At 58.1% G+C, this 24392-nt stretch carries 36 protein-coding genes; 34 read left to right on the forward strand and 2 right to left on the reverse strand.

All coding sequences use genetic code 11. From position 1 onward, the window contains the following. Nucleotides 1–160 precede the first annotated feature (160 nt). The 30 genes from rpsJ (at nt 161) to bfr (ending at nt 16089) form a co-directional block, all read left to right on the forward strand. A complete protein-coding gene (gene rpsJ, locus PM2_RS13120) occupies nt 161–472 on the forward strand; it encodes a 30S ribosomal protein S10 (protein WP_003186070.1) in 312 nt (103 codons plus the stop codon). A gap of 80 nt (nt 473–552) precedes the next feature. Beyond that, nucleotides 553–1188 carry a 50S ribosomal protein L3 gene (gene rplC, locus PM2_RS13125; protein ID WP_003257089.1) on the forward strand — a complete coding sequence of 212 codons (636 nt, stop codon included), beginning with the start codon at nt 553–555 and terminating at the stop codon, nt 1186–1188. Between the two features lie 12 nt (nt 1189–1200). Further along, nucleotides 1201–1803, forward strand: a complete 603-nt coding sequence (rplD, locus tag PM2_RS13130) for a 50S ribosomal protein L4 (RefSeq protein WP_003255485.1) — start codon at nt 1201–1203, stop codon at nt 1801–1803. Further along, on the forward strand, nt 1800–2099 hold the full coding sequence (gene rplW / locus PM2_RS13135; protein WP_003255484.1) for a 50S ribosomal protein L23: 300 nt from the start codon (nt 1800–1802) through the stop codon (nt 2097–2099). Before rplD ends, rplW begins: the two co-directional genes overlap by 4 nt. A 14-nt stretch (nt 2100–2113) precedes the next feature. Beyond that, complete coding sequence (gene rplB, locus PM2_RS13140) at nt 2114–2938, forward strand: 50S ribosomal protein L2 (RefSeq protein WP_003255483.1); 825 nt, start codon at nt 2114–2116, stop codon at nt 2936–2938. 16 nt (nt 2939–2954) lie between these two features. Further along, on the forward strand, nt 2955–3230 hold the full coding sequence (gene rpsS, locus PM2_RS13145; protein ID WP_003255482.1) for a 30S ribosomal protein S19: 276 nt from the start codon (nt 2955–2957) through the stop codon (nt 3228–3230). 11 nt (nt 3231–3241) lie between these two features. Beyond that, entirely contained in the window at nt 3242–3574 is a 333-nt protein-coding gene (gene rplV / locus PM2_RS13150) for a 50S ribosomal protein L22 (RefSeq protein ID WP_003103908.1), read from the forward strand. Between the two features lie 13 nt (nt 3575–3587). Further along, nucleotides 3588–4274, forward strand: coding sequence for a 30S ribosomal protein S3 (rpsC, locus tag PM2_RS13155; RefSeq protein WP_003255481.1), 687 nt, complete (start codon nt 3588–3590; stop codon nt 4272–4274). A gap of 12 nt (nt 4275–4286) precedes the next feature. Next, a complete protein-coding gene (gene rplP, locus PM2_RS13160) occupies nt 4287–4700 on the forward strand; it encodes a 50S ribosomal protein L16 (protein WP_003255479.1) in 414 nt (137 codons plus the stop codon). Then, nucleotides 4700–4891 carry a 50S ribosomal protein L29 gene (gene rpmC, locus PM2_RS13165; RefSeq protein WP_002555481.1) on the forward strand — a complete coding sequence of 64 codons (192 nt, stop codon included), beginning with the start codon at nt 4700–4702 and terminating at the stop codon, nt 4889–4891. Before rplP ends, rpmC begins: the two co-directional genes overlap by 1 nt. A 2-nt stretch (nt 4892–4893) precedes the next feature. Beyond that, nucleotides 4894–5160, forward strand: a complete 267-nt coding sequence (gene rpsQ / locus PM2_RS13170; RefSeq protein ID WP_003255478.1) for a 30S ribosomal protein S17 — start codon at nt 4894–4896, stop codon at nt 5158–5160. 23 nt (nt 5161–5183) lie between these two features. Then, nucleotides 5184–5552 (forward strand): 50S ribosomal protein L14, encoded by a 369-nt coding sequence (rplN, locus tag PM2_RS13175; protein ID WP_002555479.1) that lies wholly within the window; start codon nt 5184–5186, stop codon nt 5550–5552. 11 nt (nt 5553–5563) lie between these two features. Beyond that, complete coding sequence (rplX, locus tag PM2_RS13180; RefSeq protein ID WP_016715319.1) at nt 5564–5878, forward strand: 50S ribosomal protein L24; 315 nt, start codon at nt 5564–5566, stop codon at nt 5876–5878. A 20-nt stretch (nt 5879–5898) separates the two neighbouring features. Next, complete coding sequence (rplE, locus tag PM2_RS13185; RefSeq protein ID WP_003255474.1) at nt 5899–6438, forward strand: 50S ribosomal protein L5; 540 nt, start codon at nt 5899–5901, stop codon at nt 6436–6438. Between the two features lie 13 nt (nt 6439–6451). After that, nucleotides 6452–6757, forward strand: a complete 306-nt coding sequence (gene rpsN / locus PM2_RS13190) for a 30S ribosomal protein S14 (protein WP_009681970.1) — start codon at nt 6452–6454, stop codon at nt 6755–6757. 209 nt (nt 6758–6966) lie between these two features. Then, nucleotides 6967–7359, forward strand: a complete 393-nt coding sequence (rpsH, locus tag PM2_RS13195; protein WP_009681971.1) for a 30S ribosomal protein S8 — start codon at nt 6967–6969, stop codon at nt 7357–7359. A gap of 12 nt (nt 7360–7371) precedes the next feature. Further along, a complete protein-coding gene (rplF, locus tag PM2_RS13200; protein WP_009681972.1) occupies nt 7372–7905 on the forward strand; it encodes a 50S ribosomal protein L6 in 534 nt (177 codons plus the stop codon). Between the two features lie 10 nt (nt 7906–7915). Further along, on the forward strand, nt 7916–8266 hold the full coding sequence (gene rplR, locus PM2_RS13205) for a 50S ribosomal protein L18 (protein WP_009681973.1): 351 nt from the start codon (nt 7916–7918) through the stop codon (nt 8264–8266). Between the two features lie 3 nt (nt 8267–8269). Further along, entirely contained in the window at nt 8270–8770 is a 501-nt protein-coding gene (gene rpsE / locus PM2_RS13210; RefSeq protein ID WP_003255465.1) for a 30S ribosomal protein S5, read from the forward strand. A gap of 2 nt (nt 8771–8772) precedes the next feature. Further along, nucleotides 8773–8949 (forward strand): 50S ribosomal protein L30, encoded by a 177-nt coding sequence (gene rpmD, locus PM2_RS13215; RefSeq protein WP_003255463.1) that lies wholly within the window; start codon nt 8773–8775, stop codon nt 8947–8949. A gap of 3 nt (nt 8950–8952) precedes the next feature. Further along, nucleotides 8953–9387 (forward strand): 50S ribosomal protein L15, encoded by a 435-nt coding sequence (gene rplO, locus PM2_RS13220; protein WP_003255461.1) that lies wholly within the window; start codon nt 8953–8955, stop codon nt 9385–9387. Continuing rightward, nucleotides 9388–10719: a preprotein translocase subunit SecY gene (gene secY / locus PM2_RS13225; protein ID WP_003257108.1), complete on the forward strand. Its 1332-nt coding sequence runs from the start codon at nt 9388–9390 to the stop codon at nt 10717–10719. A gap of 28 nt (nt 10720–10747) precedes the next feature. Further along, complete coding sequence (rpmJ, locus tag PM2_RS13230; RefSeq protein ID WP_002555468.1) at nt 10748–10864, forward strand: 50S ribosomal protein L36; 117 nt, start codon at nt 10748–10750, stop codon at nt 10862–10864. 131 nt (nt 10865–10995) lie between these two features. Next, nucleotides 10996–11352, forward strand: coding sequence for a 30S ribosomal protein S13 (gene rpsM, locus PM2_RS13235; RefSeq protein ID WP_003255457.1), 357 nt, complete (start codon nt 10996–10998; stop codon nt 11350–11352). 18 nt (nt 11353–11370) lie between these two features. Beyond that, nucleotides 11371–11760 (forward strand): 30S ribosomal protein S11, encoded by a 390-nt coding sequence (gene rpsK / locus PM2_RS13240; RefSeq protein WP_003255454.1) that lies wholly within the window; start codon nt 11371–11373, stop codon nt 11758–11760. Nucleotides 11761–11775: 15 nt separating this feature from the next. Further along, nucleotides 11776–12396 carry a 30S ribosomal protein S4 gene (gene rpsD / locus PM2_RS13245; protein ID WP_009681977.1) on the forward strand — a complete coding sequence of 207 codons (621 nt, stop codon included), beginning with the start codon at nt 11776–11778 and terminating at the stop codon, nt 12394–12396. A 22-nt stretch (nt 12397–12418) separates the two neighbouring features. After that, a complete protein-coding gene (locus PM2_RS13250; RefSeq protein ID WP_003255452.1) occupies nt 12419–13420 on the forward strand; it encodes a DNA-directed RNA polymerase subunit alpha in 1002 nt (333 codons plus the stop codon). 42 nt (nt 13421–13462) lie between these two features. After that, nucleotides 13463–13849 (forward strand): 50S ribosomal protein L17, encoded by a 387-nt coding sequence (gene rplQ / locus PM2_RS13255; protein ID WP_003255451.1) that lies wholly within the window; start codon nt 13463–13465, stop codon nt 13847–13849. Between the two features lie 172 nt (nt 13850–14021). Then, nucleotides 14022–15461: a catalase gene (locus PM2_RS13260; RefSeq protein ID WP_016715321.1), complete on the forward strand. Its 1440-nt coding sequence runs from the start codon at nt 14022–14024 to the stop codon at nt 15459–15461. Nucleotides 15462–15624: 163 nt separating this feature from the next. Beyond that, nucleotides 15625–16089 carry a bacterioferritin gene (gene bfr, locus PM2_RS13265; RefSeq protein ID WP_016715322.1) on the forward strand — a complete coding sequence of 155 codons (465 nt, stop codon included), beginning with the start codon at nt 15625–15627 and terminating at the stop codon, nt 16087–16089. Nucleotides 16090–16158: 69 nt separating this feature from the next. Here bfr and uvrA read toward each other — a convergent pair whose 3' ends face one another. Continuing rightward, nucleotides 16159–18993 (reverse strand): excinuclease ABC subunit UvrA, encoded by a 2835-nt coding sequence (gene uvrA / locus PM2_RS13270; RefSeq protein ID WP_028699112.1) that lies wholly within the window; start codon nt 18991–18993, stop codon nt 16159–16161. Between the two features lie 129 nt (nt 18994–19122). Between uvrA and PM2_RS13275 the strand changes: the two genes are divergently transcribed. Further along, nucleotides 19123–20517, forward strand: a complete 1395-nt coding sequence (locus PM2_RS13275) for an MFS transporter (protein ID WP_016715324.1) — start codon at nt 19123–19125, stop codon at nt 20515–20517. A 9-nt stretch (nt 20518–20526) separates the two neighbouring features. Next, nucleotides 20527–21072 carry a single-stranded DNA-binding protein gene (locus PM2_RS13280; RefSeq protein ID WP_025754600.1) on the forward strand — a complete coding sequence of 182 codons (546 nt, stop codon included), beginning with the start codon at nt 20527–20529 and terminating at the stop codon, nt 21070–21072. A 97-nt stretch (nt 21073–21169) separates the two neighbouring features. Here the strand turns inward: PM2_RS13280 and PM2_RS13285 are convergent, their stop codons facing one another. Next, complete coding sequence (locus PM2_RS13285; RefSeq protein ID WP_028699113.1) at nt 21170–22552, reverse strand: aminotransferase-like domain-containing protein; 1383 nt, start codon at nt 22550–22552, stop codon at nt 21170–21172. A 199-nt stretch (nt 22553–22751) separates the two neighbouring features. Between PM2_RS13285 and PM2_RS13290 the strand changes: the two genes are divergently transcribed. Together PM2_RS13290 and PM2_RS13295 are read left to right on the forward strand one after the other, a co-directional pair. Then, entirely contained in the window at nt 22752–23537 is a 786-nt protein-coding gene (locus tag PM2_RS13290) for a sulfite exporter TauE/SafE family protein (RefSeq protein WP_027615782.1), read from the forward strand. A gap of 21 nt (nt 23538–23558) precedes the next feature. After that, nucleotides 23559–24332, forward strand: a complete 774-nt coding sequence (locus PM2_RS13295; RefSeq protein WP_028699114.1) for an SDR family NAD(P)-dependent oxidoreductase — start codon at nt 23559–23561, stop codon at nt 24330–24332. The last annotated feature ends 60 nt before the right edge of the window (nt 24333–24392 follow it).

Genomic DNA, 24392 nt, shown 5'->3' on the forward strand with positions numbered 1-24392 from the left:
GGCCAAAATCATCGAGTAATCACTCGACCGATTGAAAAAACCCCCGCTCAGCGGGGGTTTTTTTTATTGGGTTGACACTAAATTGGGGCGTCTATAGAATCACGCCTCCTTTTAGCGGGCGTAGTGCGTCCGTTGGGAACAGCCTGGAGTCTGAAATCCAATGCAAAATCAGCAAATCCGTATCAGGTTGAAGGCTTTCGACCATCGCCTGATCGACCAATCCACCCAGGAAATCGTGGAAACCGCGAAACGTACTGGTGCACAAGTGCGTGGTCCAATTCCACTGCCTACCCGCAAAGAGCGTTTCACCGTTCTGGTCTCCCCGCACGTCAACAAAGACGCGCGTGACCAGTACGAGATTCGCACTCATAAGCGTGTTCTGGACATCGTCCAGCCAACGGATAAAACCGTTGACGCGCTGATGAAGCTTGATCTGGCGGCAGGTGTGGAAGTACAGATCAGCCTCGGCTAAGACTTCGGTCTAGTCGTGTAACGCTCTGAAATGGGCGGCCATAGCGGGTGAAAGCCCCGTACACTCATGAGGTTTACAACATGACTATTGGTGTAATCGGTCGCAAGTGCGGTATGACCCGCATTTTCACCGAAGAAGGTGTCTCCATTCCGGTCACGGTCATTGAGATCGAGCCGAATCGTGTCACCCAGTTCAAAACTGAAGAAACCGATGGCTACCGTGCAGTGCAAGTCACTGTCGGCGAGCGTCGTGCTTCGCGTGTGACTGCCGCTCAGGCAGGTCACTTCGCCAAGGCTAACGTTGCCGCTGGTCGCGGTGTCTGGGAGTTCCGTCTTGAAGAAGGCGATTTCCAGGCTGGCGATCTGATCAAAGCTGAACTCTTCACTGCAGGCCAGCTGGTAGACGTTACTGGTCAGTCCAAAGGTAAAGGCTTCGCCGGTACCATCAAGCGCTGGAACTTCCGTGGTCAGGACAACACCCACGGTAACTCCGTGTCGCACCGTGTTCCTGGTTCCATCGGCCAGTGCCAGACTCCTGGTCGTGTGTTCAAGGGCAAGAAAATGTCCGGTCACATGGGCGCCGAGCGCGTGACTGTTCAGTCCCTGGAAGTAGTTCGCGTAGACGCTGAACGCAACCTGCTGCTGGTCAAGGGTGCCGTTCCTGGCGCTACTGGCGGCGACGTGGTTGTACGTCCAGCTGTCAAGGCTCGCGGTTAAGGGGAAACTGACATGCAACTCAATGTAAATGACGCTCAGGCGATCGAAGTTTCCGAACTGACTTTCGGTGGCGAATTCAACGAGACGCTGGTACACCAAGCAGTCGTGGCCTACATGGCCGGCGGCCGTCAGGGCACCAAGCAGCAAAAGACCCGTTCCGACGTGGCTGGTGGCGGTAAGCGCCCATGGCGTCAGAAGGGTACTGGCCGTGCTCGTGCTGGTACCACTCGTGGTCCGATCTGGCGTGGCGGTGGTGTAACCTTCGCAGCTCGCCCTCAAGATCACTCGCAGAAGCTCAACAAGAAGATGTACCGCGCTGCCCTGCGCTCCATCCTCGCTGAGCTGGTGCGTAGCGACCGTCTGGTCGTGGTTCAGGACTTCGCTGTCGAAGCACCGAAAACCAAAGATCTGCTGAACAAGCTGAACGGCATGGGTCTGAGCGATGTATTGATCGTTTCCGACGCTGTTGATCAGAACCTGTACCTGGCTGCTCGCAACCTGCCGCACGTCGACGTACGTGACGTTCAAGGTTCCGACCCGGTCAGTCTGATCGCATACGAGAAAGTGTTGATCACTGTCTCGGCCGTGAAGAAATTCGAGGAGCTGCTGGGATGAACCAGGAACGCGTATTCAAAGTCCTCCTTGGCCCGCACGTTTCCGAGAAGGCTACCGTTCTGGCTGAGAAAAAAGGCCAGTTCGTATTCAAGGTTGCTACTGACGCAACCAAGCTGGAAATCAAGAAAGCTGTCGAAGGCCTGTTCAACGTAAAAGTTGAAAACGTGTCGACTGTTAACGTTCTGGGTAAAACCAAGCGTACCGCACGTGGTCTGGGCAAGCGTAATGACTGGAAGAAGGCGATCGTCTCCCTTCAGCCAGGCCAAGATCTCGATTTCAGCAGCAGTGCTGAGTAAGGAAGGGGTGCATCATGGCAATCGTTAAATGCAAACCGACTTCCCCTGGCCGCCGTTTCGTGGTCAAGGTGGTCAACAAGGAGCTGCACAAAGGCGCTCCTCACGCACCGCTGATCGAGAAAAAATCGAAGTCTGGTGGTCGTAACAACAATGGCCGCATTACCACTCGTCACGTTGGTGGTGGTCATAAGCAGCATTACCGTCTGGTCGACTTCCGTCGCAACGACAAAGATGGCATCCCAGCCACTGTCGAGCGTATCGAATACGACCCGAACCGTACTGCTCACATCGCCCTGCTGTGCTACGCAGACGGTGAGCGTCGCTACATCATCGCCCCTAAAGGCGTGAGCGCTGGCGACCAGCTGATCGCAGGTGCCCTGGCCCCAATCAAGGCCGGTAACTCCCTGCAGCTGCGCAACATTCCAGTAGGTTCCACCATTCACGGCATCGAACTGAAGCCGGGTAAAGGTGCTCAGATCGCTCGTTCCGCTGGTGCTTCGGCTCAGCTGATCGCTCGCGAAGGTGTCTACGTGACCCTGCGTCTGCGCTCTGGTGAAATGCGTAAAGTCCTGGCTGAGTGCCGTGCGACCCTGGGCGAAGTCTCGAACTCCGAGCACAGCCTGCGTTCGCTGGGTAAAGCTGGTGCCAAACGCTGGCGCGGCGTTCGCCCAACCGTTCGTGGTGTTGCCATGAACCCGGTTGACCACCCACACGGTGGTGGTGAAGGTCGTACCTCCGGTGGTCGTCATCCGGTATCGCCATGGGGCTTCCCAACCAAGGGTGCTAAAACCCGTGGTAATAAGCGTACCGACAACATGATCGTCCGTCGTCGCAAGTAACTAGAGGGATACGACAGTGCCACGTTCTCTGAAAAAAGGTCCTTTTATCGATCTTCACCTGCTGAAGAAGGTCGAAGTGGCGGTGGAGAAGAACGATCGCAAGCCAGTTAAAACCTGGTCGCGCCGTTCGATGATCCTGCCACAAATGGTCGGTCTGACCATCGCGGTACACAACGGTCGTCAACATGTCCCAGTTCTGGTGAACGAAGACATGGTCGGCCACAAACTGGGCGAGTTCGCCGGTACCCGCACCTATCGCGGGCACGTGGCTGACAAGAAAGCCAAGCGTTAAGGGGTAAGGAAATGGAAGTAGCCGCTAAGTTGTCGGGCGCTCGAATCTCCGCCCAGAAAGCCCGCTTGGTCGCCGACCAGATCCGCGGGAAGAAGGTGGGCGAAGCGCTCAACCTGTTGGCCTTCAGCAGCAAAAAAGCCGCTGAAATCATGAAGAAAGTCCTCGAGTCGGCCGTAGCCAACGCCGAACACAACGAAGGCGCAGACGTTGATGACCTGAAGGTCTCCACCGTCTTCGTCAACGAAGGGCGTTCGCTGAAGCGCATCATGCCACGTGCCAAAGGCCGTGCTGATCGCATCGTCAAGCGGTCTTGCCATATCACTGTCAAGGTTGCGGACAAGTAACGGAGTCGATCAGATGGGTCAGAAAGTACATCCCACTGGCATTCGCCTGGGAATCGTCAAGGAGCACACCTCCGTCTGGTACGCAGACGGTGCTACTTACGCAGATTACCTGTTGAAGGATCTGAAAACGCGTGAGTACCTCCAAGACAAACTAAAAAGCGCGTCCGTAAGCCGTATCGATATTCATCGTCCGGCTCAAACTGCACGCATCACCATCCACACCGCTCGTCCAGGTATCGTTATCGGGAAGAAAGGTGAAGATGTCGAGAAGCTGCGTCAGGACCTGACCAAGCAGATGGGTGTGCCTGTGCACATCAACATCGAAGAGATCCGCAAGCCGGAACTCGACGCTATGCTGGTTGCGCAGAGCGTAGCTCAGCAGCTGGAACGCCGCGTAATGTTCCGTCGCGCCATGAAGCGCGCCGTACAGAACGCCATGCGTATTGGTGCCAAGGGCATCAAGATCCAGGTGAGCGGTCGTCTCGGCGGTGCTGAGATTGCTCGTACCGAGTGGTATCGCGAAGGTCGTGTGCCGCTGCACACCCTGCGTGCCGATATCGACTACAACACCTACGAAGCTCACACCACTTACGGTGTGATCGGTGTGAAGGTTTGGATCTTCAAAGGCGAAGTTATTGGTGGTCGCCAAGAAGAACTGAAACCACAAGCACCAGCGCCTCGTAAAAAAGCTGCTAAGTAAGGGGTACGCCAAATGTTGCAACCAAAGCGTACAAAATTCCGCAAGCAGATGACTGGCCACAACCGTGGTCTGGCACTGCGCGGTAGCAAAGTCAGCTTCGGCGAGTTCGCCCTGAAAGCTGTTGCTCGCGGTCGCCTCACCGCTCGCCAGATCGAGTCCGCACGTCGTGCGCTGACCCGTCACGTTAAACGTGGCGGTAAGATCTGGATCCGTGTGTTCCCGGACAAGCCGATCTCCAAGAAACCTCTTGAGGTTCGTATGGGTAAAGGTAAGGGTTCCGTGGAATACTGGGTTGCCCAGATCCAGCCAGGTAAAGTCCTGTACGAGATCGAGGGTGTTTCTGAAGAGCTGGCGCGCGAAGCATTCGCCCTGGCTGCTGCAAAGCTGCCTCTCGCCACCTCCTTTGTTAAGCGGACGGTGATGTGATGAAAGCGAATGAACTTCGTGAAAAATCGGCACAGCAACTGAACGAGCAACTGCTCGGCTTGCTGCGCGACCAGTTCAATCTGCGTATGCAGAAAGCAACTGGCCAGTTGGGGCAGTCGCACCTGCTCTCGCAAGTTAAGCGTGACATCGCTCGCGTGAAAACTGTGCTCAACCAGCAGGCAGGTAAGTGATCATGGCTGAAGCTGAAAAAACCGTCCGTACGCTGACTGGCCGTGTCGTCAGCGACAAAATGGACAAGACCATCACCGTTCTGATCGAGCGTCGCGTAAAGCACCCGATCTACGGTAAATACGTTAAGCGTTCGACTAAGCTGCACGCGCACGACGAAGCCAACCAGTGCAAGATCGGCGACAAGGTTTCCATCCGTGAAACCCGTCCGCTGGCCAAGACCAAGTCCTGGGCACTGGTTGAAGTCCTCGAACGCGCTGTTGAAGTCTAAGGGCTAGGGGTCGGAGAAATTTTATGATTCAGACTCAATCCATGCTCGATGTGGCCGATAACAGCGGCGCTCGTCGCGTCATGTGCATCAAGGTGCTCGGCGGTTCGCACCGTCGTTACGCCGGCATCGGTGACATCATCAAGGTTACCGTCAAGGAAGCAATTCCACGCGGTAAGGTCAAAAAAGGCCAAGTGATGACTGCTGTTGTCGTGCGCACCCGTCACGGTGTTCGTCGCGCTGACGGTTCCATCATTCGTTTCGACGGCAACGCTGCTGTTCTGCTGAACAACAAGCAAGAGCCGATCGGCACTCGCATCTTCGGGCCAGTGACCCGTGAACTTCGTACTGAGAAGTTCATGAAGATCGTCTCGCTCGCCCCTGAAGTGCTGTAAGGAGATCCGACATGCAAAAGATTCGTCGTGACGACGAGATCATCGTGATCGCCGGCAAAGACAAAGGTAAGCGCGGTAAGGTGCTGAAGGTTCTGGCTGACGACCGTCTGGTCGTTGGTGGTGTGAACCTGGTCAAGCGTCATACCAAGCCTAACCCGATGGCGGGCGTACAGGGCGGTATCGTCGAGAAAGAAGCGCCTCTGCACGCTTCCAACGTTGCCATCTTCAACGGCGAAACCAACAAGGCTGACCGCGTTGGTTTCAAAGTAGAAGACGGTAAAAAAATTCGTGTCTTCAAGTCGACCCAAAAAGCGGTTGATGCTTGAACACTGCTAGGTAGAAGACCATGGCACGACTGAAAGAGATTTACCGGAACGAAATCGCTCCTAAGCTTAAGGAAGAACTTAAGCTGTCGAACGTGATGGAAGTTCCGCGCGTTACCAAAATCACCCTGAACATGGGTCTGGGCGAAGCGATCGGCGACAAGAAAGTCATCGAGCACGCTGTTGCCGACCTGGAAAAGATCACCGGTCAAAAGCCGGTTGTGACTTTCGCTCGCAAATCCATCGCTGGCTTCAAAGTCCGCGAAGGCTGGCCGATCGGTGTCAAGGTGACTCTGCGTAGCGACAAGATGTACGAATTCCTGGACCGCCTGCTGGCGATCTCCCTGCCTCGGGTTCGCGACTTCCGCGGCCTGAATGCCAAGTCCTTTGATGGTCGTGGCAACTACAGCATGGGCGTGAAAGAGCAGATCATCTTCCCGGAAATCGACTACGACAAGATCGATGCTCTGCGCGGTTTGGACATCACCCTGACCACCACTGCTCGTTCGGACGACGAAGGCCGCGCTCTGCTGCGTGCTTTCAAGTTCCCGTTCCGCAACTGATTGGAGTAGGAAAATGGCCAAGAAGAGCATGAAAAACCGCGAGCTGAAGCGTCAGCTCACGGTAGCCAAGTTCGCTAAGAAGCGTGCTGAGCTGAAAGCGACCATCGTCAACGTTAACGCCTCTCCAGAAGAGCGTTTCGCTGCCGTTGTCGCTCTGCAGAAGCAGCCACGTGATGCTAGCGCCTCGCGCCTGCGCAACCGTTGCCGCCTGACCGGTCGTCCTCACGGTGTATACCGTAAGTTCGGCCTGGGCCGTAACATGCTGCGTCAAGCTGCAATGCGCGGTGACGTACCAGGTCTGGTCAAGGCCTCCTGGTAATCGCTGCAGGCTGGATCCTGGCGCAAGGGGAGCAATCTTCCGACCGCCGGTGACCTTGCCAACAAACAAGCCCCTATATGGGGCTTGTTTCGTTTCTGCCTTGTGTCTAGAATGACCGGCTCACCTGAGCCTGGGTTTTTTGCCCTGCCTGCTTGGGTGGTTGTGATAGCCGCAAGGCTAATAATTCTTGTATCAGGAGCATCTAGCCCATGAGTATGCAGGACCCGTTAGCGGACATGCTAACTCGCATCCGTAATGCCCAGATGGCTGAAAAGTCCGTCGTAAGCATGCCTTCCTCCACCCTGAAGGTCGCGGTTGCCAAAGTTCTGAAAGACGAAGGTTACATCGCTGGCTACCAGGTTACTGGTGAGGCCAAGCCTTCCCTGTCGATCGAGCTGAAGTACTTCGAAGGCCGTCCGGTCATCGAGGAACTGAAGCGTTCCAGCCGTCCTGGCCTGCGCCAGTACAAGTCCGTCGCAGAACTGCCGAAAGTACGTGGCGGCCTGGGCGTGTCTATCGTCTCCACCAACAAAGGTGTGATGACTGATCGCGCTGCGCGCGCTGCCGGTGTCGGCGGCGAAGTTCTGTGCACAGTGTTCTAAGGGGAGATAGGCATGTCTCGCGTCGCTAAGAACCCCGTTAAGCTGCCAGCAGGCGTCGAAGTCAAATTCGCCGGCCAGCAGCTTTCGGTGAAGGGTGCCAAAGGCACTCTCGAACTGAACGTTCACTCGTCTGTTGAAGTTACCGAAGAGTCTGGCGAGCTGCGTTTCGTCGCTCGCAACGGTGACCAGCAAGCTCGCGCCATGGCCGGTACCACCCGCGCTCTGGTGAACAACATGGTCCAAGGCGTAAGCCAAGGCTTCGAGCGTAAGCTCCAGCTGGTCGGTGTTGGTTACAAGGCACAGGCTAAAGGCACCGTTCTGAACCTGGCTCTGGGCTTCTCGCACCCAGTGGACTACGAACTGCCAGCCGGTATCACCGCTGAAACCCCAAGCCAGACCGACATCCTGATCAAGGGTATCGACAAGCAGCTGGTGGGTCAGGTGGCCGCTGAAATCCGCGACTTCCGTCCGCCAGAGCCTTACAAAGGCAAGGGTGTGCGTTACGCGGACGAAGTAGTCCGTCGTAAAGAAGCCAAGAAGAAGTAGGGCCTAGCAAATGACCGACAAAAAAGTTATCCGACTGCGTCGCGCTCGCAAAGCACGTCTCAAGATGCACGAACTCGAAGTCGTGCGCCTGTGCGTGTTCCGCTCCTCGCAGCACATCTACGCCCAGGTCATTTCGGCCGACGGCAGCAAGGTTCTGGCAAGCGCCTCGACCTTGGACAAAGAACTGCGTGATGGCGCCACTGGCAACATCGACGCGGCCACTAAGGTTGGCAAGCTGGTAGCTGAGCGTGCGAAAGCCGCCGGTGTATCTCAAGTTGCCTTTGACCGTTCCGGCTTCAAGTACCATGGCCGCGTCAAAGCGCTGGCTGATGCTGCTCGTGAAGGCGGGCTGGAGTTCTAAGTTATGGCAAATAACGATCAAAAGCGCGACGAAGGCTACATCGAGAAGCTGGTTCAAGTTAACCGCGTTGCCAAAACCGTAAAAGGCGGCCGTATCTTCACCTTCACCGCGCTGACCGTGGTAGGTGATGGTAAAGGTCGTGTTGGCTTCGGCCGTGGCAAATCGCGCGAAGTACCAGCCGCGATCCAGAAAGCCATGGAAGCTGCTCGCCGCAACATGATCCAGGTTGACCTGAAGGGCACCACCCTGCAGTACGCCACCAAGGCTGCCCACGGCGCCTCGAAGGTTTACATGCAGCCTGCCTCGGAAGGTACCGGTATCATTGCCGGTGGCGCAATGCGTGCTGTCCTGGAAGTTGCTGGTGTTCAGAACGTTCTGGCCAAGTGCTACGGTTCGACCAACCCAGTGAACGTGGTTTACGCCACTTTCAAGGGTCTGAAAGCCATGCAATCTCCTGAATCCATTGCTGCCAAGCGCGGCAAGAGCGTCGAGGAGATCTTCTGATCATGGCAACCGTAAAAGTAACGCTGATCAAGAGCGTCTCGGGCCGTCTGCCTAACCACAAGCTGTGCGTTAAAGGCCTGGGTCTGCGTCGCATCGGTCACACTGTAGAAGTCCAGGATACTCCCGAGAACCGCGGGATGATCAACAAGGCTTACTACATGCTGAAGGTCGAGGGTTAATCGATGAAACTCAATGATCTGAGTCCAGCGCCGGGTTCCCGTCGCGAGAAGCATCGTCCAGGTCGTGGTATCGGTAGCGGTCTGGGTAAGACCGGCGGCCGTGGCCACAAAGGTCAGACTTCCCGTTCGGGTGGTTCGATCGCTCCTGGCTTCGAAGGCGGTCAACAGCCGCTGCACCGTCGTCTGCCGAAGTTCGGCTTCGTTTCCCTGAAAGCCATGGACCGCGCCGAAGTGCGTCTGTCCGAGCTGGCCAAAGTGGAAGGCGACGTGATCTCCGTGCAATCCCTGAAGGATGCCAACGTGATCAACCAGCACATTCAGCGTGTGAAAATCATGCTGTCTGGCGAAGTTACTCGCGCAGTCACCATCAAGGGCATCGCAGCCACCAAGGGTGCGCGTGCGGCTATCGAAGCAGCTGGCGGCAAATTCGAGGAATAAATGGCTAAGCAAGGTGCTCTCTCTTCGCTCGGTAAGGGCGGGATGTCGGAACTCTGGGCTCGTCTGCGCTTTCTGTTCATGGCGATCATCGTCTATCGGATAGGTGCGCATATCCCGGTTCCCGGCATCAATCCGGACCGTCTGGCGGATCTGTTTCGGCAGAATGAGGGGACCATTCTTAGCTTGTTCAACATGTTTTCCGGTGGCGCGCTTGAGCGCATGAGCATCTTTGCACTGGGGATCATGCCGTACATCTCGGCATCGATCATCATGCAGCTGATGACGGCGGTCAGCCCGCAACTGGAGCAGTTGAAGAAGGAAGGTGAAGCTGGCCGTCGCAAGATCAGCCAGTACACCCGCTACGGCACCGTTATCCTGGCACTGGTTCAAGCCATTGGCATGTCCATTGGCCTGGCCAACCAGGGCGTGGCGTTTTCTGTAGGCCTGGGCTTCCATGTCGTTGCCGTCTCCACCTTCGTGGCGGGCGCGATGTTCATGATGTGGCTGGGCGAGCAGATCACCGAGCGCGGTGTGGGCAACGGTATCTCGATGTTGATCTTCGCAGGTATCGTTGCCGGTCTTCCGAGAGCAATCGGGCAGTCTTTCGAGTCTGCACGCACAGGCGATATCAACATTTTCGCCCTGGTCGCTATCGGTTTGCTGGCAGTAGCGATTATCGGTTTCGTGGTGTTCATTGAGCGTGGTCAGCGTCGTATCGCTGTTCACTACGCCAAGCGTCAGCAGGGCCGCAAGGTCTTTGCTGCGCAGACCAGCCACTTGCCGTTGAAAGTGAACATGGCGGGGGTTATCCCGGCCATTTTCGCGAGCAGCATTTTGCTGTTCCCGGCTTCGCTGGGTGCCTGGTTCGGTCAGTCCGAAGGTATGGGCTGGCTGCAGGACATCTCGCAGTCGATCGCTCCTGGTCAGCCGTTGAACATTCTGCTGTTTAGTGCAGGGATCATTTTCTTCTGCTTCTTCTACACAGCGTTGATGTTCAACCCGAAAGACGTAGCGGAAAACCTGAAGAAGTCCGGTGCCTTTATTCCGGGTATCCGTCCTGGTGAGCAGTCGGCACGCTACATTGATGGCGTTCTGACTCGTCTGACCATGTTCGGTGCTCTTTACATGATGGCCGTCTGCCTTCTGCCCCAGTTCCTGGTGGTGGCAGCAAATGTGCCGTTCTACCTTGGCGGGACCTCGTTGCTGATTGTGGTAGTGGTTGTGATGGACTTCATGTCCCAAGTACAATCGCACCTCGTTTCGCACCAGTACGAATCCCTGATGAAGAAAGCCAACCTGAAAGGCTACGGTGGCAGCGGTCTGCTGCGCTGATACGCCCCTAAGGTTCGAGGAGTCGGTAATGAAAGTTCGTGCATCGGTGAAAAAGCTGTGCCGTAACTGCAAGATCATCCGTCGCGAAGGCGTCGTACGAGTGATCTGCAGCGCGGAACCGCGTCACAAACAGCGCCAAGGCTGAGTGTGATCTGCGCTTCAAACCCAGCAGCTAGTGTGCTGCTGGGTTGATTATTCGTTTCTACAGCGATATTATCTCGCGCCCTATTTCTTGGCTTCCGGGGCGTAGGTAGCTGTCAATTGGAGTCCCACTGAATGGCCCGTATTGCAGGCGTCAACATTCCAGATAACAAGCATACTGTTATCTCGCTGACCTACATCTATGGTGTCGGTCGCACAACTGCACAGAAGATCTGTGCAGACGCTGGTGTAAATCCAGCCGCTAAGATCAAGGATCTGAGCGACGAGCAAATCGAAACCCTGCGTGGCGAAGTCGCGAAGTTCACCACCGAAGGTGACCTGCGTCGTGACATCAACATGAAGATCAAGCGCTTGATGGACCTGGGTTGCTACCGCGGCCTGCGTCATCGTAAAGGTCTGCCGGTTCGCGGTCAGCGCACCAAGACCAACGCACGCACCCGTAAGGGCCCGCGTAAGCCGATCCGCAAGTAATCGCCCAGGAATATAGACATGGCAAAACCTGCTGCTCGTCCTCGTAAGAAAGTCAAAAAGACAGTGGTTGATGGCATCGCCCACATCCATGCCTCTTTCAACAACACCATCGTGACCATCACCGACCGTCAGGGCAATGCTTTGTCCTGGGCGACCTCCGGTGGTTCGGGTTTCCGTGGTTCGCGCAAATCCACCCCGTTCGCAGCTCAGATCGCTGCTGAGCGTGCTGGTCAAGCTGCGCTGGAATACGGTCTGAAGAACCTCGACGTTAACGTCAAGGGTCCAGGTCCAGGTCGTGAGTCCGCCGTTCGTGCATTGAACAGCTGCGGCTACAAGATCGCCAGCATCACCGACGTGACGCCAATCCCGCACAACGGGTGCCGTCCGCCGAAGAAGCGTCGCGTGTAATCAGGAGACAGAAGAATGGCACGTTACATTGGTCCAAAATGCAAACTGTCTCGTCGTGAAGGCACTGACCTGTTCCTGAAGAGCGGCGTTCGCGCTCTGGAATCGAAGTGCAACATCGAAGCAGCCCCAGGTATCCACGGCCAGCGCCGTGGCCGTCAGTCTGACTACGGCACCCAGCTGCGTGAGAAACAAAAAGTCCGTCGTATCTACGGTGTTCTGGAGCGTCAGTTCCGCGGTTACTACCAAGCTGCTGCCTCGAAAAAAGGCGCAACCGGTGAGAACCTGCTGCAACTGCTCGAGTGCCGTCTGGATAACGTCGTCTACCGTATGGGCTTCGGCTCGACTCGTTCCGAGTCGCGTCAGCTGGTTTCGCACAAAGCGATCAGCGTCAACGGTAAGACTGTAAACATTCCATCCTACCAAGTTCGTCCGGGTGACGTGGTCGCGGTTCGCGAGAAATCGCTGAGCCAGCTGCGCATTGTTCAAGCCCTTGAACTGTGCGCCCAGCGTGGCCGCGTTGAGTGGGTTGACGTGGATGCTGCTAAAAAGTCGGGCGTTTTCAAGAACGTTCCTGCTCGCAGCGACCTGTCTGCCGACATCAACGAGAACCTGATTGTCGAGCTCTACTCCAAGTAAGGGCTAGAAAATAGGTGCATCCATGCAGATTTCGGTAAATGAGTTCCTGACTCCCCGCCACATTGATGTGCAGGTAGTCAGTCCGACCCGCGCCAAGATTACGCTCGAGCCTCTCGAGCGTGGTTTCGGCCATACCCTGGGCAACGCGCTGCGCCGCATCCTGTTGTCCTCCATGCCTGGCTGTGCAGTAGTCGAGGCCGAGATCGATGGCGTACTCCACGAGTACTCCGCGATCGAAGGTGTTCAGGAAGACGTCATTGAAATCCTGTTGAACCTGAAAGGCCTGGCTATCAAACTGCACGGTCGTGACGAAGTTACGCTGACCTTGTCGAAAAAGGGTTCGGGGGTGGTTACCGCTGCCGATATTCAGCTGGATCACGATGTCGAGATCGTCAACCCCGATCACGTAATCGCGAACCTGGCGTCGAACGGCGCCCTGAACATGAAGCTCACTGTAGCTCGTGGTCGTGGTTACGAGCCGGCTGACTCCCGTCAAACCGACGAAGACGAAAGCCGTAGCATTGGCCGTCTGCAGTTGGACGCTTCGTTCAGCCCGGTGCGTCGTATCGCCTATGTGGTCGAGAACGCCCGTGTTGAGCAGCGTACCAACCTGGACAAACTGGTCATTGATCTGGAAACCAACGGCACCCTGGACCCTGAAGAGGCAATCCGCCGCGCTGCGACCATCCTGCAACAGCAGTTGGCCGCGTTCGTCGACCTCAAAGGTGACAGCGAGCCTGTCGTAGTCGAGCAGGAAGACGAGATCGATCCGATCCTGCTGCGTCCGGTTGACGACCTGGAACTGACTGTACGTTCGGCCAACTGCCTCAAGGCGGAGAACATCTACTACATCGGCGACCTGATTCAGCGTACCGAAGTAGAGCTGTTGAAGACTCCTAACCTGGGCAAGAAGTCCCTGACTGAAATCAAGGACGTCCTGGCCTCTCGTGGTCTGTCTCTCGGCATGCGCCTCGACAACTGGCCGCCTGCAAGTCTTAAGAAAGACGACAAGGCGACCGCCTGATCGTCGTAATCACCGAACGTAGTGTTTGGTAAGGAATGAATCATGCGTCATCGTAAAAGTGGACGTCACCTGAGCCGTACCAGCTCTCACCGCAAGGCTATGTTCCAGAACATGGCAGTGTCGCTGATCGAGCACGAGCTGATCAAAACCACCCTGCCGAAAGCCAAGGAACTGCGCCGCGTTGCCGAGCCGCTGATCACCCTGGCCAAGGAAGACAGCGTTGCTAACCGTCGTCTGGCCTTCGACCGTACCCGTTCGAAGTCCGCTGTTGGCAAACTGTTCAACGACCTGGGCAAGCGTTACGCCACCCGTCAGGGCGGCTACCTGCGCATCCTGAAGTGCGGTTTCCGCGCTGGCGACAACGCCCCTATGGCGTACGTTGAGCTGGTTGATCGTCCGGTCGGCGGTGCTGTAGAAGCTGCTGAGTAAGACGTTCTGTCTGCTACAAAAAACCGGGCCTAGTGCCCGGTTTTTTGTTGCTGATGGTATTGTTAATTTCTATTGATGTAAGTCAGTTAATGAATTTGTCCCTGTAGCCTTGCTCGTCAATACTCTCTCCATAGCCGATTAGCCGGCGCTTCAAGACCGATAAGGAGAGCCCATGAGCAAGATTCTCACCACCGCCAGCGGTGCACCTGTAGCCGACAACCAGAACTCCCGCTCCGCCGGCCCACGCGGCCCGCTGCTGCTCGACGACTTCCACCTGATCGAGAAGCTCGCCCATTTCAACCGTGAGAACATCCCCGAGCGCCGGGTACACGCGAAGGGTTCGGGCGCCTATGGCACTTTTACCGTAACCCGCGACATCACCGGTTACACCAGCGCCAAACTGTTCGAGCAGGTTGGCAAGCAGACCGAGACATTTCTGCGCTTCTCTACCGTGGGTGGCGAACGTGGTTCTGCGGACACAGAGCGCGACCCCCGCGGTTTTGCCGTCAAGTTCTACACCGAGGAAGGTAACTGGGACATCGTGGGTAACAACACGCCAGTGTTCTTCATTCGTGATCCGCTCAAGTTCCCAGACTTTATCCACACCCAGAAACGTCACCCGCAGTCCAACCTGAAAAACGCCCAGATGATGTGGGATTTCTGGTCGCACTCGCCCGAGGCGCTGCACCAGGTCACCATCCTGTTCTCTGACCGTGGCATTCCGGACGGCTACCGCCACATGCACGGCTTTGGCAGCCACACCTACAGCCTGATCAATGCCCAGGGTGAGCGTACTTGGGTCAAATGGCACTTCAAGACCCAGCAGGGCATCAAGAACCTTGCCCCGGCAGATGCCGCACGTTTGGCAGGTACTGACCCAGACTACGCCCAGCGCGACCTGTTCGAAGCCATTGAGCGAGGCGATTACCCACGCTGGACTGTCTGCATCCAGGTGATGAGCGAAGCCGAGGCCGCGAGCCGCGACGAGAACCCGTTCGACGTGACCAAAACCTGGTCGCAAAAGGACTACCCGTTAATCGAAGTGGGCGTGCTTGAGCTTAACCGTAACCCGCTCAACTACTTCGCCGAAGTCGAGCAGGCTGCCTTCGGGCCAAGCAACATGGTGCCGGGGGTCGGCCTGTCACCAGACCGCATGCTGCAGGGCCGCGTATTCGCCTACGCGGACGCACACCGCTACCGTGTGGGTACCAACCACCAACAGTTGCCGGTGAATGCGCCACGCTGCCCGGTCAACAGCTACCAGCGCGACGGCTCCATGGCCACTGGTAGCTATGGCAGTGCGCCTAACTACGAACCAAACAGCTACGCTGCGGCACCGAAGCAGTCGCCACGTCACGCAGAGCCCGCATTGGCCCTGAATGGTTCGGCCGACCGTTACGATCACCGCGAGGACACTGACTACTACAGCCACGCCGGCGCGCTGTTCCGCCTGATGAGTGATGAGCAAAAGGCCCTGCTGATCAGCAACATCGCTGGAACCATGGCGGGTGTCAGCGAAGACGTCATCCAACGCCAGTTGCAGTACTTCTTCAAGGCCGACCCAGCCTACGGAGAAGGGATCGCCAAGGCCCTGGGCATCAATCTCGCCTAAGTCGAAGTGATAAGAAGAACCGCCCTCATTTGGGCGGTTTTTCAATGAATATCACTACTGTTTAACCGATTTTTTGCTTCTTATTGCGCGTTTTTCAGTGACCGCAGGCAAAAGCTGGTTCACACTATGTGCCATAGACGTTTTCATATGGAGAAGCAGGGCGATGCAAGGCCACCCGGACGTAATCAACTACCTTGTCACGTTGCTGAAGGGCGAATTGGCGGCACGCGACCAGTACTTCATTCATTCGCGCATGTACGAAGACTGGGGCCTGACCAAGCTCTACGAGCGTATCAACCACGAGATGGAAGAAGAGACGCAGCACGCGGATGCCCTGATGCGTCGCATCCTGATGCTCGAAGGTACCCCTGACATGCGTGCAGACGACCTGGAAGTCGGCAGCACCGTGCCGGAAATGATCGAGGCCGACCTCAAGCTTGAGTACAAGGTGCGCGGTGCGCTGTGCAAAGGCATCGAGCTGTGCGAGCTGCACAAGGACTACATCAGCCGTGACATCCTGCGTGCGCAGCTGGCGGATACCGAAGAAGATCACACCTACTGGCTGGAGAAGCAGCAGGGCCTGATCAAGGCCATTGGCCTGGAGAACTACCTGCAGTCGCAGATGTAAGTTATCCACACACTCAAGAAAAAGCCCCTGGCACCAACGGTACCAGGGGCTTTTTCATTGCAGCGGCACTTAGGCCCGGTCCCGCTCCAGCAGCGGTTTCAGGTAATGCCCGGTATACGACTGCTTCATCTCGCTCAGCTCTTCCGGGGTACCGCAGGCAATGATCTGCCCACCTTTGGAACCACCTTCCGGTCCCAGGTCCACCAGCCAGTCAGCAGTCTTGATCACATCCAGGTTGTGCTCGATCACCACCACGGTATTGCCGTGATCGCGCAGGCGATGCAGCACGTCCAGCAACTGCTGAATATCGGCAAAGTGCAGGCCCGTGGTTGGCTCATCCAGGATATACAGGGTTTTGCCGGTATCGCGCTTGGACAACTCGCGAGACAGCTTCACGCGCTGCGCCTCGCCGCCAGACAAGGTGGTCGCCGACTGGCCCAGCTTGATGTACGACAGGCCAACATCCATCAGCGTTTGCAGCTTGCGCGCCAGCGCTGGCACCGCATCGAAGAACTCGCGGGCATCCTCGATGGTCATTTCCAGCACCTCGTGGATATTCTTGCCCTTGTACTTGATCTCCAGTGTTTCGCGGTTGTAGCGCTTGCTCTTGCACACGTCGCACGGCACGTAGATGTCTGGCAGGAAGTGCATCTCGACCTTGATCAGGCCATCGCCTTGGCAGGCCTCGCAACGGCCACCCTTGACGTTGAACGAGAAACGTCCCGGGCCATAGCCGCGTGAGCGCGACTCCGGTACCCCGGAGAACAGCTCGCGGATAGGGGTGAAAATACCGGTATACGTTGCCGGGTTCGAGCGCGGAGTGCGGCCGATCGGGCTCTGGTCGATATCCACCACCTTATCCAGGTGCTGCAGGCCATCCATGCTGCTGTGCGGTGCGGCTTCCAGGCTGCTTGCGCCATTGAGGGCCGTAGCGGCCAAGGGGAACAGGGTGTTGTTGATCAGCGTCGATTTGCCCGAGCCGGATACCCCCGTCACGCAGGTCAGCAGGCCGATGGGGACTTCGAGGTCGACGTTCTGCAGGTTGTTGCCACGCGCACCCTTGAGCTTGAGTTGCAGCTTCTTGTTGCGCGGCGTGCGCTTGGCTGGCACGACGATCTTCTTGCGCCCGGACAAGTACTTGCCGGTTAACGAGTCAGGGTGGTCCATGACCTCCTGTGGCGAGCCCTCGGCGACGATCTGTCCACCATGCACGCCGGCCCCTGGGCCGATATCGACCACGTAGTCGGCCAAGCGAATGGCGTCCTCGTCGTGCTCCACCACGATAACCGTGTTGCCCAAATCACGCAGGTGGTTGAGGGTGGCCAGCAGGCGGTCGTTGTCGCGTTGATGAAGGCCGATGGACGGTTCATCGAGGATGTACATCACTCCGACCAGGCCGGCGCCAATCTGGCTGGCCAGGCGGATACGCTGCGCTTCACCACCAGACAGGGTGTCGGCGCTACGGTCGAGGGTGAGGTAGTCAAGGCCGACGTTGACCAGGAACTGCAAGCGCTCGCAGATTTCCTTGAGGATCTTGGCGGCAATCTCGCCACGGCGGCCAGTCAGGGTCAGCTCGCCGAAGTAGCTGCTGGCTTCACCGATCGGAAGGTTGGTGACCGCCGGCAGCGTTTTTTCGCCCACCCACACATGGCGTGCTTCGCGGCGCAGGCGGGTACCACGGCAATCCGGGCAGGGCTGGGTGCCGAGGAACTTGGCCAGTTCTTCACGCACGGTGGCCGATTCGGTCTCGCGGTAGCGGCGCTCGAGGTTCGGCACGATGCCTTCGAACGGGTGCGAGCGCTTGACGATATCGCCACGGTCGTTGAGGTACTTGAAGTCGACACTCTGCTTGCCACTGCCTTGCAAGATCACCTTCTGGTGTTCGGCCGACAGCTCGCCGAACGGCTCCTCCAGGCTGAACCCGTAATGCGCGGCCAGCGAACCGAGCATCTGGAAGTAGTACACATTGCGCCGGTCCCAGCCGCGGATTGCGCCTTCGGCCAAGGTGAGTTCGGCATTGACCAGGCGCTTGGTGTCGAAGAACTGCTTCACGCCCAGGCCATCGCATGTCGGGCACGCACCGGCAGGGTTGTTGAATGAGAAAAGCTTCGGCTCCAGTTCACTGATGGCATGGCCGCAGACCGGGCAGGCGAAGCGCGCGGAGAAAATCATCTCTTCGCCTGGCTCGTCGTCCATCGGTACCACCAAGGCGATACCGTCGGCCAGCTTGAGCGCGGTCTCGAACGATTCGGCCAGGCGCTGTTGCAGGTCGGCGCGCACTTTGAAGCGGTCCACCACGACATCAATGCTGTGCTTTTTCTGCTTGTCGAGCTTGGGCAGTTCGTCCAGCTCGTAGAGCTTGCCGTTGACCCGGGCACGTACAAAGCCCTGGGCACGCAGTTCGTCGAACACCGCCAGGTGCTCACCTTTGCGCTCGCGCACCACTGGCGCCAGCAGCATCAGCTTGCTGCCTTCCGGGCGCTCCAGCACCAGGTCGACCATCTGGCTGATCGTTTGCGCCTCTAGCGGGATATCGTGGTCCGGGCAGCGCGGCGTACCCACGCGGGCATACAGCAGGCGCAGGTAGTCGTAGATTTCGGTGATGGTGCCGACCGTGGAACGTGGGTTGTGCGAGGTCGACTTCTGCTCGATGGAAATGGCCGGCGACAGGCCTTCGATGGTGTCGACGTCAGGCTTTTCCATCATCGACAGGAACTGCCGGGCGTAGGCCGACAGCGATTCCACGTAGCGGCGCTGGCCTTCAGCGTAGAGGGTGTCGAACGCCAGGGACGACTTGCCGGAACCGGACAGGCCGGTGATCACGATCAGCTTGTCCCGGGGCAGGGTCAGGTCGATGTTCTTCAGGTTGTGGGTACGTGCCCCACGAATCAGGATCTTGTCCACTGCGGCCTCGCTTGGCGGGCATAAACAAGGAAGTATACGGCGCGCCAGTATGGCGCGGCAAAGCGTCGCGTAGATGCCGTTACGCTGTCGGACTGATAGAATCGCCGCCGGTTCACACGAGGTTAATCCATGCACGACACCCACAACGAGCGCATGAGTGGCGGCGAAACCCGCGCCGCTGGCGGCCTTGCCCTGGTCTTTGCCTTTCGTATGCTGGGCATGTTCATGGTCTTGCCGGTACTGGCCACCTACGGCATGGACCTGGCCGGTGCCACCCCTGCGCTGATCGGCCTGGCCATTGGCGCCTATGGCCTGACCCAGGCGGTATTGCAGATCCCGTTCGGGATGATTTCCGACCGCATCGGCCGCCGGCCGGTGATTTACCTGGGGCTGGTGATTTTCGCCCTGGGCAGTGTGCTGGCGGCCCAGGCCGACTCCATCTGGGGTGTGATCGCCGGGCGTGTTTTGCAGGGCTCCGGTGCGATTTCTGCCGCCGTCATGGCGCTGCTGTCCGACCTCACCCGCGAGCAACACCGGACCAAGGCCATGGCCATGATCGGCATGAGTATCGGCCTGTCGTTTGCCGTCGCCATGGTCGTCGGCCCCTTGCTGACAAGTGCCTTTGGCTTGTCAGGATTGTTCCTGACCACGGCAGGGCTCGCCCTGGTAGGCATCTTGCTGATTGCCGTTGTCGTGCCCAACACGCATAGCATCCTGCAGCACCGCGAATCGGGCGTGGCGCGCCAGGCACTCGGCCCAACCCTGCGTCATCCGGACCTTCTGCGCCTGGACGTAAGCATCTTCGTCCTCCATGCCATTCTCATGGCCAGCTTCGTCGCGCTGCCGCTGGCCTTCGTCGAGCGCGGTGGGCTGCCCAAGGAGGAACACTGGTGGGTATACCTGACCGCATTGTTCATCTCATTTTTTGCAATGGTCCCGTTCATCATCTACGGCGAAAAAAAGCGCAAGATGAAACGCGTGTTGGCCGGCGCTGTCAGTGTCCTGCTGCTGACAGAGATATACTTCTGGGAGTGGGCTGACGGTTTGCGCGGACTGGTGATTGGCACCGTGGTATTCTTTACCGCATTCAACCTGCTGGAGGCATCGCTGCCTTCGCTGGTGAGCAAGGTGTCGCCTGCCGGTGGCAAGGGGACGGCGATGGGGGTGTATTCCACCAGCCAGTTCCTCGGTGCGGCGCTGGGCGGGATCCTTGGTGGCTGGTTGTTCCAGCACGGTGGGCTGGACACGGTGTTCCTCGGTTGCGCGGTGCTGTGTGCCATCTGGCTGGTCGTCGCCTTGCGCATGAACGAGCCGCCTTATGTGACCAGCCTGCGCATGCCGCTGACGCCTGAGGCAGTCCGGGAAGCCGGCCTGACAGAGCGCCTGATGGCCGTGCCGGGTGTGACCGACGCTGTGGTGGTGGCTGAAGAAGCCGCTATCTATATCAAACTGGATACGAAAATTTTGGACCGTGCGACCCTCGAGCGACTGGTGAACCCAGCCTCTTCGGCGTGCGAAGCCTAGGAGAACGTTATGGCCCGTGGGGTTAACAAAGTCATTCTGGTCGGCACCTGTGGCCAGGATCCCGAAGTCCGCTACCTGCCCAACGGTAACGCCGTGACCAACCTGAGCCTGGCTACCAGCGAGCAGTGGACCGACAAGCAGTCGGGCCAGAAGGTAGAGCGTACCGAGTGGCACCGTGTGTCGCTGTTCGGCAAGGTTGCCGAGATCGCCGGCGAGTACCTGCGCAAAGGTTCGCAGTGCTACATCGAAGGCAAACTGCAGACCCGTGAGTGGGAAAAAGACGGTATCAAGCGCTACACCACCGAGATCATCGTCGACATCAACGGCACCATGCAGCTGCTGGGCGGTCGTCCGCAGGGCCAGCAGGGCGGTGACCCGTACAACCAGGGTGGCGGCAACTACAACCAAGGTGGTCAGCAGCAACAGTACAACCAGGCCCCGCCGCGCCAGCAGGCCCAGCGCCCGCAACAGGCCCCTCAGCGCCCGGCGCCGCAGCAGCCAGCGCCACAGCCGGCGGCTGACTTTGACAGCTTTGATGACGATATTCCGTTCTGATCAGAACGTGTAGACGTCTAGCAAGACCAGAAACCCAGGGCAGTTGTCCTGGGTTTTTTTGTGGCCAGCCATCCTGCTTTACAAATCAGTCGGCACTTCAGTAGAACAACCGCGGCTCTGGCGAATCCAGCAGGCTTGCCAACTTGGTCAGGGCAAAGCCCAGCTCCTGGCGGCTGGGTGCCATCAGGGCGATGCGCACGCCGCAGGTGGCGTGGCTGCGTTCTGGCAAAAACTGGCTGCCGCTGACCACTGTAACGCCGTTGTTACGCGCCAGATTGGCAAACTCGTCGCTGGTCCAAGGCTCTGGCAACTCCAGCCAGATATGGAAGCTGTGGGGCTGAGTACGAATGTTGTATCGGCCGAGAATCTCCCGGGCCATCTGCTGGCGCGCGGCCGCCTCGTCCTGCTGGACCCGTAGCAACTGGTCGGCCATGCCGCTGTTGATCAGGTTACTCGCCAATTGCGCCATTAATGGCGAAGGCATCCACACGCTGCTGCGTACCATCGACGATAACCGTGACAGGGTTTGCGGCGGAGCGTACAGGTAGCCGATGCGCAGCGCCGGCAGCACGCTCTTGGACAGGCTGGTGAGGTACACCGAGCGTTCAGGTGCATACGCGGCCAGTGGCTTGTAATCCGGGGCGGGCTCGAGAAAACCGTAGATGTCGTCATCGACGATGAACAGGTCGAACTCGCGAGCGATCTCGGCGATGGCCTGGCGCCGTGCGTGGGGCATGATCGAGTTGGTCGGGTTCTGGTGCGTGGTGACGCATATCAGCAGGGAAGGGCGGTGCTCCAGGCAGGCCGCGCGCAATGCATCAGGAATAATGCCGTGCTCGTCCATGGCCACACCATGCAGACGGCGGCCCATGCTGTGGGCGAGGGAGATGATGCCCGGGTAGCACAGCGACTCGCACAGCACCACATCGTCATTCTTCGACAGGCTGCTGATGGCCACCAGCAGCCCATGCTGCGCGCCAGAGGTCAGTACAACCTGTTGCCAGCGTGCATCTGGCAGCCAGCGCTGAATCCAGGCCGCACCGGCTTGCTTGTGTGAGGTGTGGCCACCCTCGGTCACGTAATCGAGTACTTGCCCCAAGTCCGAAGAAGCGGCCAGTTCGACGATGGCCGTGCCTAGCCACTCGCTCATGTGAGCGTCGTTGGGTTTGATGATCGAGAGATCGATCTGGCTGCTTTCGCCGGCAAGGGGGGCGGGCGCCGACGGGATAGGCAATGGCTGTCGCTGCTGTTTCACAAATGTGCCACGCCCGACTTCGCCAACCACCAGGCCACGCTTGGCTGCCTCGTCGTAGGCCCTGCCGACAGTGCCGGGCGTCACATTCAGTGCTTCGGCAAGGTCCTTGAGGGTGGGTAAGCGATCACCTGCTGCAAGCCGACCACTTTCGATGTCCTGTTCAAGGGCATTAGCGATCATCAGGTAAACCGGCTGGGTTTGATCGCCGTAATGAGGGACCCACATGGAAAACGCACCAGATTCTGCAAGAGCGCGCAGCCTAGCATGAAAGCTCAGATGCAGGTAATGATGGTAATCGTGAGAATTGAGTCGAATAAATTTCTGATTGAATCGATTCAATCTTCGTAATTACAATCATCGCATCAATCAGGGCAGGCTCACTCACGTCGGCCTTGGCAAAACACGCCATTGGATGGGCTTTGCTATGGAAATTCTGGGTGCTTACTGGGCGGAACACTGGTTGCTGGCAATCCTCATGCTCGGCGCGATCGCCTTCGTTGCAGGCTTCGTCGACAGTATTGCCGGTGGTGGCGGTCTGTTTCTGGTACCGGGCTTTTTGCTGGTTGGCATGCCGCCGCAGGTGGCACTGGGCCAGGAAAAACTGGTCAGTACCCTTGGCACGCTGGCGGCCATTCGCAACTTCCTGGCCAACAGCAAGATGGTCTGGCAGGTGGCGTTGGTCGGGGTGCCGTTCTCACTGCTGGGTGCTTACCTGGGGGCGCACTTGATCGTGTCGATCTCGCAAGAGACTGTAGGCAAGATCATCCTGGCGCTGATCCCGTTCGGGATCCTCATCTTCCTCACCCCCAAGGACCGCCCGGTAGCGGAGCGAGAGCTGTCTTCTCGCATGCTCTACACCGTGGTGCCGTTGACCTGCTTGGCCATCGGCTTCTATGACGGCTTCTTCGGCCCCGGCACAGGCAGCATGTTCATCATCGCCTTCCATTACCTGCTGCGCATGGACCTGGTCTCCAGCTCGGCCAACTCCAAAACCTTCAACTTCGCTTCCAACATCGGCGCCTTGGTCGCCTTCGTCATCGCCGGGAAGGTCGTCTACCTGCTGGCATTGCCGCTGGTGGCCTGCAACATCCTGGGTAACCACCTGGGCAGTGCCCTGGCGCTGCGCAAAGGCAACGAAGTGGTACGCAAGGCGCTGGTGTTCTCGATGCTTTGCCTGTTCACCAGCCTGGGCGTGAAGTACCTGGCCTGACCTACTGATAGGAGAAAACTGATGAAAACCGCATTCGTGACTGGCGCCTCCTCGGGTTTTGGCCGTGCCATCTGCTGCACGCTGATCGGCAAAGGCTACCGCGTGATCGGTGGCGCCCGGCGCATGGACAAACTGAAAGCGCTGGAGGCCGAGTTGGGCGTCAATTTCATTGCGCTGGCGCTGGATGTCACCGACCCGGTGTCGCTGGAGACGGCGATCGAGCACATTCGGGATGCATCGCTGCAGATCGACCTGCTGGTCAACAACGCCGGGCTGGCGTTGGGCGTGGACCGTGCTCAGGCCAGCAGCGCCGAAAACTGGCAGCGGATGATCGACACCAACATCACCGGGCTAGCCATGGTTACCCACAAGATTCTGCCGCAAATGGTGAAAGCCGACAGTGGCATGATCATCAACATTGGCTCTATCGCTGGCACTTACCCCTACCCGGGCGGCAATGTGTATGGCGCCAGCAAGGCCTTCGTCCGCCAGTTCAGCCTCAACTTGCGTGCCGACCTTGCGGGCACCCGAGTACGGGTGAGCAACATCGAGCCGGGGCTATGCTCGGGCACTGACTTCTCGGTGGTACGTCTGAATGGCGACCTGGATGCGGTGCAGGCGTTGTATCGGGATGTCGAGGCCATCCTGCCGGAGGATATCGCGGCTACGGTAGCCTGGATTGCCGAGCAGCCGGCGCACGTGAACATCAATACCGTCGAGATCATGCCGGTGGCGCAGAGCAGCGCGGCCCTGAATGTGGTGCGCAACCTGCCGCGTGCCTGCCCCGGGCCTTGACACTGACCCATGTCATCGCACCTTCCCGATTCTTGACTAGTCTTAACCATTGGCGGCCAT

Origin of the sequence: Pseudomonas monteilii NBRC 103158 = DSM 14164 (assembly GCF_000730605.1) — a bacterium.
GTDB classification, from domain to species: domain Bacteria; phylum Pseudomonadota; class Gammaproteobacteria; order Pseudomonadales; family Pseudomonadaceae; genus Aquipseudomonas; species Aquipseudomonas monteilii.